General features: G+C 43.7%; 12 protein-coding genes. All 12 read right to left on the bottom strand.

All coding sequences use genetic code 11. The annotated features are described in order from the left end of the window. Positions 1 to 356 precede the first annotated feature (356 nt). The 12 genes from J0895_RS01830 to J0895_RS01775 all read right to left on the bottom strand — a co-directional run bounded on the left by J0895_RS01830 (position 357) and on the right by J0895_RS01775 (position 14,370). Positions 357 to 1,385, bottom strand: a complete 1,029-nt coding sequence (locus J0895_RS01830; protein ID WP_207086441.1) for an NAD-dependent epimerase — start codon at positions 1,383 to 1,385, stop codon at positions 357 to 359. Between the two features lie 6 nt (positions 1,386 to 1,391). Beyond that, complete coding sequence (locus tag J0895_RS01825) at positions 1,392 to 2,654, bottom strand: nucleotide sugar dehydrogenase (protein ID WP_340643429.1); 1,263 nt, start codon at positions 2,652 to 2,654, stop codon at positions 1,392 to 1,394. A gap of 71 nt (positions 2,655 to 2,725) precedes the next feature. Next, positions 2,726 to 3,829, bottom strand: a complete 1,104-nt coding sequence (locus tag J0895_RS01820) for an MraY family glycosyltransferase (protein ID WP_207086440.1) — start codon at positions 3,827 to 3,829, stop codon at positions 2,726 to 2,728. Between the two features lie 98 nt (positions 3,830 to 3,927). After that, positions 3,928 to 5,151, bottom strand: a complete 1,224-nt coding sequence (locus J0895_RS01815; protein ID WP_207086439.1) for a glycosyltransferase family 4 protein — start codon at positions 5,149 to 5,151, stop codon at positions 3,928 to 3,930. Positions 5,152 to 5,221: 70 nt separating this feature from the next. Then, positions 5,222 to 7,168, bottom strand: coding sequence for an asparagine synthase (glutamine-hydrolyzing) (gene asnB / locus J0895_RS01810; RefSeq protein ID WP_207086438.1), 1,947 nt, complete (start codon positions 7,166 to 7,168; stop codon positions 5,222 to 5,224). Beyond that, positions 7,169 to 7,999, bottom strand: a complete 831-nt coding sequence (locus tag J0895_RS01805; protein WP_207086437.1) for a class I SAM-dependent methyltransferase — start codon at positions 7,997 to 7,999, stop codon at positions 7,169 to 7,171. It abuts the gene before it with no gap. Between the two features lie 157 nt (positions 8,000 to 8,156). Beyond that, positions 8,157 to 8,906 carry an acyltransferase gene (locus J0895_RS01800; protein WP_207086436.1) on the bottom strand — a complete coding sequence of 250 codons (750 nt, stop codon included), beginning with the start codon at positions 8,904 to 8,906 and terminating at the stop codon, positions 8,157 to 8,159. Between the two features lie 6 nt (positions 8,907 to 8,912). After that, positions 8,913 to 10,010, bottom strand: a complete 1,098-nt coding sequence (locus tag J0895_RS01795; protein WP_207086435.1) for a glycosyltransferase family 4 protein — start codon at positions 10,008 to 10,010, stop codon at positions 8,913 to 8,915. Further along, complete coding sequence (locus J0895_RS01790) at positions 10,007 to 11,236, bottom strand: hypothetical protein (protein WP_207086434.1); 1,230 nt, start codon at positions 11,234 to 11,236, stop codon at positions 10,007 to 10,009. The genes J0895_RS01795 and J0895_RS01790 overlap by 4 nt, the downstream gene beginning before the upstream one ends. Further along, entirely contained in the window at positions 11,236 to 12,141 is a 906-nt protein-coding gene (locus J0895_RS01785) for a class I SAM-dependent methyltransferase (protein ID WP_207086433.1), read from the bottom strand. Before J0895_RS01785 ends, J0895_RS01790 begins: the two co-directional genes overlap by 1 nt. Then, positions 12,128 to 13,387, bottom strand: coding sequence for a glycosyltransferase (locus J0895_RS01780; RefSeq protein WP_207086432.1), 1,260 nt, complete (start codon positions 13,385 to 13,387; stop codon positions 12,128 to 12,130). The genes J0895_RS01785 and J0895_RS01780 overlap by 14 nt, the downstream gene beginning before the upstream one ends. Continuing rightward, a complete protein-coding gene (locus J0895_RS01775) occupies positions 13,384 to 14,370 on the bottom strand; it encodes a glycosyltransferase (RefSeq protein WP_207086431.1) in 987 nt (328 codons plus the stop codon). Before J0895_RS01775 ends, J0895_RS01780 begins: the two co-directional genes overlap by 4 nt. Position 14,371 lies beyond the last annotated feature (1 nt).

Here is a 14,371-nt window from a genome sequence, read left to right as displayed (position 1 = left end):
GGAGACTCTCCTAGAATTGGGTGAGCATTACAAAACATTATAGAAAATAATGAATTCAGAAACTAGAGGGGCGCATCCAGGAGTTGGGGGAGGGGCCTGACCAGAGTTCAGATTATTCAGCATCCAGGAGTTGTCATACAAAAATAGGGAATGTTGTCATACACATTCCCTAGATTGCAAACTATTTAAACCAACCTGATGATAAAATGCCACAAACTACTAATTATACAAATAAGTAGGAATTTTTAATTAGCATCATCGATATTTAGACGATAGACTTGATTTAATAACCCCCAGCCTTGATTCTGTGAGGAATAGAGCTATCATTCTGACTGAGGCATAAATTCAGATACACTCTACACTTTCTCGCCACCAGAAGCCCGATAATAGGACTGATACCAAGAAACAAACCGGGGAATTCCGACCTCCAGGGGAATACTGGGGCGAAATCCTACATCTTGCTCCAATTCCTCAATATCGGCATAAGTCGCCGGTACATCCCCCGGTTGCATAGGAAGAAACTCTTTTTCAGCTTTTTTCCCCAGACAGTCCTCTAAAATTTCAATAAATCGCAACAATTCAACCGGCTGATTATTGCCGATATTATAAATTTTATAAGGAACAGCTAGACCCGGACTAGGAGAGGGCGCTTCCGTTGCCTCTGGATTGTTCTTGGGAATGCGATCAAGAACCCGGACAACCCCTGTAATAATATCATCAATATATGTAAAATCTCTTTTCATTTTACCATAGTTAAACACAGGAATCGGCTTTCCAGCTAAAATCGCTTCGGTAAATAGAAACAACGCCATATCGGGACGGCCCCAAGGACCATAAACGGTGAAAAATCGCAGACCCGTCGTCGGCAATCCATATAAATAGCTGTAGGTATGCGCCATCAATTCATTGGCTTTTTTAGTCGCAGCATATAAACTAATAGGCGCATCTACATTATCTCGAACTGAAAAGGGCATTTTGGTATTTGCACCATAAACTGAACTGGAAGATGCAAATACCAAATGTTTGACATTGTTGTGCCGACAGCCTTCTAAAATGTTCGTGAACCCGATTAAGTTACTTTCTACATAAGCATGAGGATGGGTTAAAGAATAACGGACCCCCGCTTGAGCCGCTAAATTGATAACCCGGTCTGGTTGATAGTGAGCGAATAGTTTCTCCATCCCCAGGCGATCGCTCAAATCTAATTGGCAAAACTCAAACTGGGGATGCGCTTGCAACAAAGCCAGTCGCGATCGTTTTAAGTTAACATCATAATAATCATTCAGATTATCGATGCCCAGAACCGTTTCCCCTCGTCCTAACAACCGCTGACACAAATGAAAGCCAATAAAACCAGCCGCCCCAGTCACTAAAATAGGTTTCATAAACCGTTATAAACTCCAGTAAACTATTTTTGAAGGAAAAAGACTCGGATTCAATACTGATTTAATATCCATAAAAATGCCCTCGGGATTCAGGCATTGGATTAATTCATCCGGTGAGCATTCTAAATACTGGCGATGCGGCACCGCTAGAATCAGTGCATCCAGGGAAAAGAACTCAGACCAAGGAGTGAGGGAAATCCCATAGACTTGCTGAACTTCCTCCGGATTGGCAATCGGATCATGGACTAAAGGTTTGATGCCAAACTGTTCGAGTTCTGCCACAATATCGGGAACCCGAGTGTTGCGAGTATCCGGGACATTCTCTTTAAATGTCATCCCTAAAATACCCACCCGGACCTGCTTAATGGGAATATTTTCATGATTGGTCAATAGTTTAATTAACCGCTGACCCAGATAACGCCCCATATTGTCATTGATGCGCCGACCCGCAAGAATCACCTCTGGATGATAGCCAACTTGTTTGGCTTTTGCAGTTAGATAATATGGGTCAACCCCAATGCAATGACCGCCTACCAGTCCCGGTTTAAAGGGTAAAAAATTCCACTTAGTCCCGGCGGCGGCCAATACTTCGTGAGTCGAGATATTCAAGCGGTCAAAAATTAAAGCCAGTTCATTCATCAAGGCAATATTCAAATCCCGCTGAATATTTTCAATGACCTTAGCGGATTCGGCGACTTTAATCGAAGGAGCGCGATAAATCCCCGCATCAATAATGGATTCATAAACCTGCGCCACCCGCTCTAACGTTTCCGCATCTTCCCCAGAAACCACTTTAATAATCGTTTCCAGCCTATGTTCTGGATCTCCAGGATTGATGCGTTCTGGAGAATAGCCTAATTTGAAATCAATACCCGGACGCAATCCAGATTTTCGGGCTAAAATTGTTCCGCAAATTTCCTCTGTCACCCCGGGATAAACAGTAGATTCATACACAACGACCGAACCCGGTTGCAAGACCCGCCCTACGAGTTCTGATGCCCGGATTAAAGGCGTTAAATCAGGTTGACGATTAGAGTCAATCGGGGTGGGAACAGCAACAATAAAAAAATTGGCTGATTTTAAACGATTGGGGTCACTGCTGAAGTGAAGAGAAGTTGATTTTAAGTCATCTAAACAGACTTCTCCAGTCGAGTCAATTCCCTGGGTAAGGGCGTGAATTTTCTCAGAGTTGATATCAAAGCCAACCGTGGATGGGAATTTTTTGGCTAAAGCAATGGCTAAAGGTAGCCCGACATAACCCAGTCCAATTATTGCAATTTTTCCGACATAATGGGGGTGTGGTTTAATTAAAAAATTGAATCAAAGTGGGGCATCAAGGATTAAAGTTGGGATTGTTTATAGACTGGTGTAGAAGCTAACGATTCTGAGTCTGAAACCAACCGGGAACGGTGAAAATCCGGGGTGGGTTGTCCGGTATCGGAAAGGTCCACTTGTTCAAACCAAAAAAAGGCTGCGATCGCCAATAAACCGAGAATCATGACACTCGGTATCGCGATCGCCCAAGATGGGTTGAGGGCGATCGCCACTCCCATTCCACTGCAAACGCCAGCTACCTTGTAAATTCGTCCTACCCCTTGGGGAACCGTCAAACCCACCCGCACCAACCGATGAGATGTGTGATCCCGTCCTCCATCGGTGATTTTGAGTTGGCGACGCAGACGTGAGAAGGTGACCAGGGTTGTATCAAAAATTGGAACTGCTAAAATAACGACTGGAACCAGCCAAGTTCCGGAAAATTCGGCTTTTGGGGAAATCACCATCAATCCCAGGGCCGCTAACAAAAATCCAATAAACAGACTGCCAGCATCTCCCATGAAAATGGTAGCCGGATGCCAATTAAACCGCAAGAATCCCAACGTAATCCCGAAGAGCGTCCCACAAACCACCAGCAAGGGAATTTGTCCCTGGAACCAGGCGATCGCCCCGAAACCAACACAGGCGATCGCACTCACCCCCGCAGACAGACCATCCATATTATCTAGTAGATTCAGAGCATTGCAGATCCCGACCACCCAAAATAAAGTCAAGGCAATATCCAACACCTGAATTCCCGTTAGATGTATAAAAATACCACTATAGACCAACCCAATGCCAGCTAAGAGTTGGCCGATTAGTTTTGGCAGGGGATTGAGTCCGCGCAGGTCGTCATACAATCCCATCCCCGCCAGCAATGTCGCGGCGATCGCCAAGGTCACCCCTTGGGAGAATAACCACCGTGAATCAACAATTAGTAAAGTCAAAATAAATCCTACATACATCGCAATTCCGCCTAACAGAGGAATCGGGCGACTATGTGCCTTGTGCTGTCCCGGTTTATCCAGCCACCGAAAGCGGCAAGCAGCATAGCTGGCCAAATAAGTTCCGCCGCCTGCGAGGAACATAGACAAAATGACAGCCTCAGCGAGTAACCAATATGTATTCATGAAATTGCCCTAATCTGGTGGTACATCTGGGTTCAGTGGAGATTGATGGAAAGAGAGATAAAACCCGGTTTTTGGGTTGAGTTGGGTCAATCCTGGGTCTAACGACGGTTCACCTCTGATGCAATCTCTGGATAAGATAGACAAGCTTTGGAGACCCGGGTTAAAGTTTTGTAAAACTTGTCCATATCGGCAACCAAGCGCTCTGAATTATAGTTTTGTAACGTCAGCCTTTGGGCTTCCTGTGCAAGTTGCTCTGTAGTCGTAGACTCCTCAAATAAAGTGAGGATGGCTTGAGCTAAAGCGTCCGGGTCCCGGGGGGGAACCATACGCCCAGTATAACCCTCCTGGATTAAATCAGGAACCCCTCCAACCCGGGTAGAAATCACTGGACAACCGGCAGCCATTGCTTCAATTAAAGAAGCGGGAGTGCCTTCATTATCCGAGGAAATCACCACAGCATCCAAATCTGCATACACTTGAGCTAAATCCCGACGCCATCCGGTGAAGATGACGGCTTTTTCAATTTGCAAGTGTTCGGCGTAAGTTTCAAGTTCCCCACGCAGTTCGCCGTCGCCAACGATCGCAAAGCGCAGGTTAGGATTTTGGTGATAGGCGATCGCAGCCGCATCCAGAAATAGATGCAAATTTTTAATCGGCACCAAACGGCCTACCGCACCCACTAAACCGACATCCGCCGGTAAGCCGAATTCTGCGCGAAACAGGTTGGTGGTCGAGACGTCCTTGAGCCGATTGAGTTCCAGACCCAAAGGAATCACTTCAATGTGGGAAGCATCCGTGATGCCATAGCTGACAATTTCCGATTTCAGGCGATCGCTAATCGTAATAATCCGGCTGCTCAGTTTCGCACAAAATTTCTCTAATTCAATAAAAAACCGGGTTTTCGCCGCCCCGAAATACCCGTGAAACACATGACCATGAAACGTATGCACCACTACAGGAACACCCGCTAACCGCGCCGCCAATCGTCCCACCAAACCCGCCTTCGCCGTATGGGTATGAACAATATCCGGCTTCCACTCACGCATTAACTGATACAGTTTGAGCAGAGTAGCAATATCCTGACGAAAATTAATTTCACGCCCAAGGTCTGGAATAATTTCCATCGCCAACTGACGCGCCGCGAATTCATCTTTGAGCGTCCCTTCACGACTGGTTTCCATCCCAGTCACTAACAAACACTCATAACCGAGATGAGTTAACCCTTCATTCAATACCGTAACATGGGTCGCAGGGCCACCCACATTCATGCGGGCAATAATTCGCATCACGCGGGTGGGTTGGGAGGGAGAGGAAAAAATCATTTTTTTAAGGGATTTAATTTACGTTAAATTTTAATTCAATGATGAAGATGGTGAGAGGAAAATTTCGCTATTATTTCTGTTGCTCTAACCAAGATTGAAACATCAAAATATCCCAGAGATAGTATTTCCAATCGTGCCGACCCGATAAATGCTCTTCCCACTTCTGGCGAATCGGCTGGGGGTTGAAAAATCCTTCTTGCCGCAGTCGTCGTTCATCCAATAACGCTTCAGCCCAATCGCGCAACTCACCGCGCAACCAGCGCTCGATCGGCACCGCAAAACCCATTTTGGGTCTTTCAATTAAACCAGCAGGAACGTATTGATAAAGAACCTGACGTAACAACCATTTGCCCATCCCGTTCCGGATTTTCATCCTTAGCGGAATTTGCCATGCAAATTCTACAACCCGATGGTCTAAATAGGGAACTCGCGCCTCTAGGCTAACCCCCATACTCGCTCGGTCAACTTTGGTTAAAATATCATCGGGAAGATAAGTGACCGCATCCAGGTACATCATGCACTCGGTCAAGTCCGAGAATTCGCCCCAGAGTTTCGAGTCACTTAATAGCGTTGGGGGTTCTGTGCTACCGAGTACCACATCTTCGGGGTTTTGGCAGTTGGAAACCAAACGTTTGTAAAGAGATTGGGGGTTGCGAATGGCTAAAATTTCTGCGAGCTTTTGCAGTTTATCTCCCGGTTGACGGAGTTTGAGTTGGTGGGGAAGAAAGCGATCGCATTTCTGGAAAATTGTATCCCAGGTTTCGGGAGACAATTGAGTTATTGCACCAGCTGCCATTTGGCGAGCCATTGGGGGAATCCAGCCGAGTTTTTGCCAAAAACGACGCCCCCATAAATGACGGTTATAGCCTGCAAACAGTTCGTCGCCGCCATCACCAGAAAGACTGACCGTCACTTGTTTTCGAGTCAGTTGAGAAATCAGAAAAGTCGGAATTTGGGAGGAATCGGAAAAGGGTTCATCGTAAAGGGTGGGGAGTTTAGGAATGACAGCTAGAGCATCTTCTGCGGTGACATAAAGTTCAGTATGGTCAGTGCCCAAATGTTGAGCCACTGCCTTAGCGTGTTCGGCTTCGTTATAAATTTTTTCATCGGTTCCAATGGTAAATGTTTTAATCGGTTGACTGCTTTGCGCCTGCATCAAAGCAACCAGGGTTGAGGAGTCAATTCCACCGGAGAGAAATGCCCCTAACGGAACATCCGCCATCATCCGTAAACTCACCGCATCTCGTAGGAGAGTATCTAGTTGGTGAATGGCTGCGGTTTCGGACCCTAAAAATGGCTGAGAAATACCAGAAATGGCAGCCGATTTTGCCGACCAATAGGGAATGGGTTCGGCATGAGTTTCTGGTGATCGCACGGTTAACAAGCAAGCTGGAGGCAGTTTGTAAATGCCTTGATAAATCGAATAAGGTGCGGGAATGTAACAATATCTAAGGTAAAGAGCTAAAGCATCTCGATTAATTTCTGCCGAGAAATTTGGATGAGCTTTAATGGCTTTGAGTTCTGAACCAAAGAGAAACGTTCCATCGACCCAACCGTAGTAAAGGGGTTTTTCACCGAGGCGATCGCGACCCAAATGTAACAGCCGTTCTTGCCGATCCCACAGAGCAAATGCAAACATTCCATTAAAGCGTTTAACGGCAGGTTCGACTCCCCATTCGGTAAACGCCGCCAGCATCACTTCTGTATCTGAACCGCCGCGAAACTGATGACCCAGTTTTTGTAGTTCTCGACGCAATTCTAAGAAGTTATAAATTTCGCCATTAAAGGCGATCGCATAGCGATCGTTTGCCGACATCATCGGTTGATGTCCTTCCGGGGAAAGATCCACAATCGCTAATCGGCGATGTCCTAATGCAATTCCTGCGTCTTCATCAACCCAAATTCCACCGCTATCCGGGCCGCGATGCAGCAGTGTTTTATTCATTCGTTCAATGGTTGAACGAAAATGATTTCGATTTGAGACCCGGTAATCAATCCAGCCGCATAATCCACACATCTATTTCTTATATCCTACAGAACACCAATAAGGAGGGAGATCACTAAACACAATATTTATCAGACCAGCCGCTTCCATCATCTGACGTATTTCATCTTGAGTGAATCGGCTTTCTAATTTAGTGCCAAAACGATCTAGAGCATCATTTCGCATTACATAAAAGCTGCGATTTCGGTAAAATGACAGGGGAATAGAATCTACATTAAAGCCTATTTTTTCTAAAATCAGAGAAAAGCGAGCGAGTGGGAGATATACCAGCACAGCAATAATCTGACTGATCCCATATCGAATTGGGTAAGGAAGCTGTGAAATTCCCTGCCGAATGATATCGCTGATTTTCCAAATTAACCGAAACCAAAAAGGTCGATTATCAAAGGCATAATAAAGATATAGCAGCAAGGGGGCACCCGGCTTGAGCTTTTCTACACAACCTTTAATTCCCAGAAAAGTATTGGGAATGTGATGGAGAACACCCAGGGAATAGCCAAAATCCATCGAGTTATCTAGCAGCGTAATTTTATCCACACTGGATTGATAAAATTGACAATTTTCTAACTCAGACAAGTTATTTTTGGCCACTTGCAAAGCGGCTGAACTTGCATCAATACAATGTAATGTTCCCACTTTAGGAGCAACGCATTTTGCCCATCGACCGCTGCCACAGCCCATATCAAAACCAACCGCATCATTAGGGAGGTTTTCCCAAGGAAATATAGAAAAATAAGAAGTGAATATTTCCGTAATTTCTGACTCTTCAAGTTCCGATTGATCGAAGGTAGTCCATTCTGAACCAAATCCTTCTACAGTTTTTAAGTCAAAATTATCTTTCATTTACCTTTTTTCATGATTTATTGCTAACCTTAAGTAGTGTTTTATTCATGCAATGTTTGAATAAAAATTATTTCTAGTTGAAACGTGGTAATCAATCCAGCCGCATAATCCACACATTTATTTTTTATACCCCACAACGCACCAATAATGAGCTCACTCAAGAATTTAATGTTTCTAAACATTGGCTATTTAAGTCATCCGGAATATCTGCACGAGTTTTTTGGCTAATCAAAAATCGATCACTTTCTTGAAGGGATCGCACGATGTTAGCTGGATTTCCAGCAATTAATACCTCGGAAGTATCAAATGTCCCCATAAGGACGGATCCCAAGGCAATAATACAAAAAGAAGCCACTTGCACCCCAGGGGCGACGCGAATTTCAGACCCTAAATAACAATTACAACCAATGGAAATTGAGCGAGTTCGTTGACGGTTATGAGTCCAGAGTGAAGAATTGCGTCCTCCAATAATAGTATTATCTCCAATCATAATTTTATCCGTAAAATCCAACCAGTGTCCTGCCGCAATAAAAACGGCTTTTCCCAGTTGTAAAATAGGCTCTGTTGGATTAACTAATTCTGGGTTTATAATAGAATTAAAAGTGTTGTAGCGTAAAATTGTTGAGTAGCAGCCAATATTAATCTGCTCTCCACCCCGGAACAGGTTAAAAGCTCCAATTTTGGTAAAATTACCTAGGTCAATTTTTTGAGTTCTGTAAAAACAATTAAAATGACCAATATTAACGCCATCGCCAATTGTACAGTCCTCAACTTGTACAAATATTGTCAAGCCGATTCGCACATTTTTGCCAATATCATACTGGAATAACCAGCGATATAGCGGAATTTTAAAAATTGAGGGCAGGATAGCCAGAAGAATAGCCAGGACTAATTTTAAAAACTTCATTGAATATTACCTCTTAGAAACTCGGTGCGAGGATATGGATTCTTCAAAAATGGTTTGAAGTTGAGGGATCCAGACCTCAGCAGAATAATAATTTTGAATTGTTTCTCGTCCAGCTTGCCCCATTTTTCGTCTTAATTCGGGATTTTTAATTAACCAATACAACTTTTCTACCCATTCCTCATCAGTTTGGGCTAAAAACCCATTGACTCCATCTTGAATGTAGTCTGGAATTATGCCAATTGGGGAAGCGATTGTGGGAATTCCCACCGCCATATATTGCAAAATTTTTCCGTGACAGCGCCAAGGTGTCCACCCGGTATTTGGAAATGGCGCTAAACCAATGTCTGCATCATGTAAATCAATCGCTTCGGTCGCGGCATTCCAGCGTTTGGAGAGAGTCAGTACTCCCTCCATTTGATAGGTATCGGTATGAGAAATGACTGACAATCGGAAGGAATGTAGACTGGCCAATTGTTGCAAAAGTGTTTTAATGTTTTCCAAAAAGGGTAAAGTGCTATGACTACCAGTCCATACTAAGGTAAGCGGGTTTTTTGGTTCGCGATCGCTTTTAGGTGGATAATCCCTCATATCCAAGGTACTGGGTACGACCTCAACGCGATCGCTGTATTGAGTGGCATACTGGGCTAATAACGAATTTCCCACCATAACCTTCGTGGCTAAGCGACAAATCGTTGCCGTTTTGCTAGGCCACTTTAACCGGCTCAAAAATCCATTTGTAGGGCTGTTATAGGACATCCAGATGGGATCATCAAAGTCATAAATAATTGGAAGTCCCTGACGAGCAATCAGCCGTTCGATTACCGCAGGGCCAATGGCTGCGGCTTCTCGGTAAATAAAAATAATATCAAAATTTTGCGCTTTTGTTAAAACGTCTAAGCGACGGACAAATGCTTGGAGCATTAGCTGGACTTTTCTAGCATATTGCTTGGGTTGGTAGATAACTTCGTGCAGCCCCTCATCTTCAAAAGAGAGAAACGTAAAATTAAATCCGTCTTTTTGTAAATACCTGGCCCACTGTTCCAACCGAAACCGCTGACCGGGAGAGGTATTATAAAGAGCAGGCATTAAAGCTAAAACTTTCATCGGCTTATTCCTCTAAGCTGTCTGGACTCCCTTTGAGCTAATTTCTGCTCATACTTTTGTTCCCAACCGAACCCAGCAAACACAGCCCAAATTAGCCAAACCTGCGATCGCATCCGGTAGGTTGTACCAATATTTGCCGAAAATAATGCATATAAAAGACAGATCGCTCCTGTCATCATAATCATTAGCATAGTTCCTTGGTAGTTGCGACTAAATCCACGCTTCATACCACTCAGCATTAGAGGATAAAGCAACACCCAAAAAGCAGTTTCTGGAATCGTAATATTTTGTCGCATACTTCCCAACTGCCAGGGGAAAGGGACAGTTAAAAAATAAAGTAAGCCCGAGGGTAAAAACTTTAATGCTCCTGCCGATGTCGAAACATCCGCATCAGGTAAATAACCAGACTCAGCGCTGGTTGCTAGATCAAAACGGGATTTTTGGATATCTGCCAAAGCCTCCTCTAAGTTGGCTGGTAAATCTGCTTGTACACGCTCAAAAAATCCGACTTGCCCTAGAAGAAATATCAGACCCCCAACGATGATCATTTGCCTGAGCAATAACCCCAGTAAGTTTATCAGATCAGTCCGTGTTTTAATTCGCCCCATCAGTAGTCCAATCATGATGATTGGGGCAAGCCCAGCAGCAAGATAAAACCGTAAAGCAAATAAAGCAGGGAGACAGGCAACAATAATTAAGAGCGATCGGGGCTGCCATTTTTCTTGCAGCAACAAAATATGATAAACAATCAGATTTAACACTACATAAATTGCTCCCTCCTTATAAAGAGCTGACCAAATTAAAAAAACTGGCGACCACATAATCAGGCGTGCGCTGTAATAGGCAGCAGAAGGTGATGCTCCTAACTGCCGGGTAATTTTATAAGTTAATACTGGACCCCAGGCAGTAATGGAAGAGTAAAATGCTAGAACCAAAGGTAAGACTCGTAAACCTCCAGTAAAAAAGTAGAAAACAGCGATCAGAAGAATTGGCCCCGGGGCTCGCGCACCAACCCCAACTTCTAATACCTCAGAATATCTTCCGGCCCACCAGTCCGATGCCAGTTGCCCTGCTAATCGATCATATTCAAGCCCATCTTGGATTAAGGGCATAGTTGGATAAAATAGAGTGACTAACCAAGCGGCCATAGCAACTCCAAACCGCAGGAAAAAGCTCCGACGATAAATATGCTTAAGTAAAGGTGCTTCAGCAAGTGTAATATTCATCAGTCTCGGATTGCCCAGCAGGTTATGCCATCACCCATACCGATCAGCCCACCGATGAATTGGACAACATCAAGACCTTTGTGTTCTAATCTGGCTCGTATATCCTTTACTTTGGGTAATTCATTACTCCACCGATGAAGCTCTAGAGAAAATGGACGAAATCCAGTCGAGTGAAGCAAGTATCGCAGGCTAGATGGAGAAAAGCCAACAACATGAAATGGAGGAAAAGTCGGGCTTAAGTTTATTGCCCAATCCCTTCCACGAAGACGCATATAGGTATTTCCAATTCTAGTTACTAAAGATCCTTCGTTGGGAACATCAATGAATAGTAGACCTCCTGGACGAATTGCCTCTCGAACTTTTATGAGAGTTTCCATCGGATCATAAAGGTGTTCCAAAACAGCAGCTAAAAGTACAGCATCATAAACTTTTTCTAAAGATGTACAGGTTTCAATGGAAGCGTATTCAACTTCGATGTCATGGGACTGCGCGACCTTAGCGAAACCTTCGGTCATTTCTACACCATAAACTTCCCAACCGCGATTTGCTGCTCCCTTAAGTAGTTCTCCACGTCCACATCCTAATTCCAACATCTTGCCCGGTTTTCCCAGAATCTGTTCTGCAAAAGCCGCCAGTCTCTCACCATTCAAGATTTTGTTTTCTGCGTGATGTCCTTTGAAGTATTCTTGATCTGAGTATGCCGCATAAGGATTGGACTCAGGCAGTAGAGTGGGTGACTGGTAAACAGTATCACAGTCACAGGAACGAACGATATGGGTTGCTACACCTTCGCCTCTGTGATGAGATGGTCCACCTCTAGAACCGAGGATCCTTGCTTTTCTGGAGTGACAAACTGGACAAGGACGATCTTCTCCATACCATAAGACTTGTTTAATTTTTTTCATGATTTAATTCTTCCTCTATCGAAAAAGTAGGATTGTAAAGTGATTGATAAATCTGGTTATAAGACTTGACACCTTGTTCCAAAGAAAAATAGCGATGGGCAGTGGCAACACAGCGATCGCCTACTCTGGGATCTTCAACTAATTGTAACAGTTGCTGTACTGCCAAAATTTGTGCTTGGGGTCCAAACTCTCTGAGTATTACACCCGCTTTATTCTCTTCTAAAATCTCTGTCATATCTCCCACGCCATCATTGCTTAAACAAGGAATGCCACAACCCAAAAATTCACCTAGTTTGGTAGCTGCTGATGCCTGTTTAGAGAAAACAGGTTTAATAAAAAAAATCCCAGCATCCATCTGATGCATTTCCTCCGCAACTTGATTATAAAAAACAGTTTTAAGTTCCACTAAATGCTCATTTATTCCATAAAAATTAAGACGATTCCGGATATAATCACCTTGATTTCGATTCAGAATTAATAATCGAGCATTAGGTCTAATCTCTAATAATTCTTTTAAACACTCCAAAACTATATCAAAAAGATACCATCCTCCCACAGAACCAACATATCCAAGAGTGAAAGGTCTGTCTTGTCTATTTTGTATATTAAACCTAGGATAAAATATTTCTAAATTCGTACAAGTGGGAATCACTTCAAAGCGAGGTGTATTTTCTTGCAAATAAGGAAATTTTTGCATCACCTTAACCCCAGCATGAGTGAGGGAAACCACCACATCCGCATGAGTTAAAAATTGCCGTTCAAACCACTTAGCAATTTTATAAAGTCGAGAGTTTTCCGTCCATATTTCTGCATCAATTCGCTCATCTACCCAAAACCCACGCATATCAAAAATAAACCGAACCCCAAAAATGTGCTTTAACAGTAAACCCAGGACAGCCGGAACATAACTACGAACGTGAACGAGTTTAATTCGATAACGAATTACTAAATAAATACAAACCAAAAAACCGACAGCTAAATCGTAAGCGGTGGCGGGTGCAGTAGGACGTTGATGATATCGCAAAGGAATCCAGCGAATTCCAGCAGCGCGAACTTTTTCGATGAAAACATTCCGTTCTTTTGTCTTTGCCCAATCTTCGGGTTTTTCATAAGTCACCAACGTGATGGGATATTCTTTCGCCAGTTGATTTAGATATTGAAAAACTTGAGACTGTCCTAGGGGTTCTAGTAATCCGTCATAACTGATATAAAGAACCCCTGAATTTAGGGCAGGTTTGTCACTCATAGTTGAACCTCAGACTGATTTTTTGATAAATTTTTCTGTTTAAATCGTATCAACAGTGCTTGTATCCATCCGACAAATGTTGCCATATCAATCGTGACCAAAATAACTGCAACTCCAAAAAATTGAATGGGGTTAAGTAACCCAAATACCCCCCTGGTTTCTCGTCGTAACCAAATACTTTTGCTGACTCTGGCCAGAAAACCCAATATCGGGACAGCTAACCACCACAAATTATGAATAAAAGCTAAAATCAGACAAACTAAAGCAATCAGGTATTGCCTAGCAATGCCATAGTGCCAATATTGCTGGCGATTTGCCCAAACATTATGTTTAGAGTAAAGGACAAATTTACGAAAAATTGCGCCGAGATTTGGTTGTAGCTGCCACCAGACTGTGGCAGTTGGTGCCCAGCCAACCGAAAAGCCTTGCTCCTGAATGCGTTCCATAAAAATTAAATCTTCAGCAGCCCGTAAATCAGGAAAACCTCCCACTGCTTCCCAGACATCTCGACGAATCAATGATGATGGAATCACTGGCCCGCGCATCCAGCCACCGGGTCTTTGTTGCTTGGGTGCAGGACAGACTAGAGCTGCACAGGACTCAAAATAAGAGTTTGTGATCGGCTCATAGTTTCCATAAACTACTGTCACTTTGGGGTTTTTCTCAACAGCTTGTACCAGTTGCTCCAACCAGCTTGGTTCTAGACAGATTCCTGCATCAGTTAGGGCAATCCATTCATAAGACGCAGCCGCGATGCCGATATTGCGCCCTTTACCTGGGGTTGCTCGTCCAGCTTCCACAAGTCGGATATATGAATTTTGGGCGATCGCATTTTGCAGCAAACTGATTGTATTATCTGTACTGCCCCCATCAACAAAAACAATTTCATCCGGTTGATGAGTTTGATCTACGATACTTTTGAGCAAAGCAGGGATTGTTTCAGCTTCGTTATAGACAGGAATTACGAGAGAAATAGGAAACATA

The sequence above is a fragment of the Phormidium pseudopriestleyi FRX01 genome, from assembly GCF_017313335.1.
Lineage (GTDB): Bacteria > Cyanobacteriota > Cyanobacteriia > Cyanobacteriales > Laspinemataceae > Laspinema > Laspinema pseudopriestleyi.
Note: the sequence above shows the minus strand (reverse complement) of the source record. Positions and strands in the feature narration are given on the sequence as shown.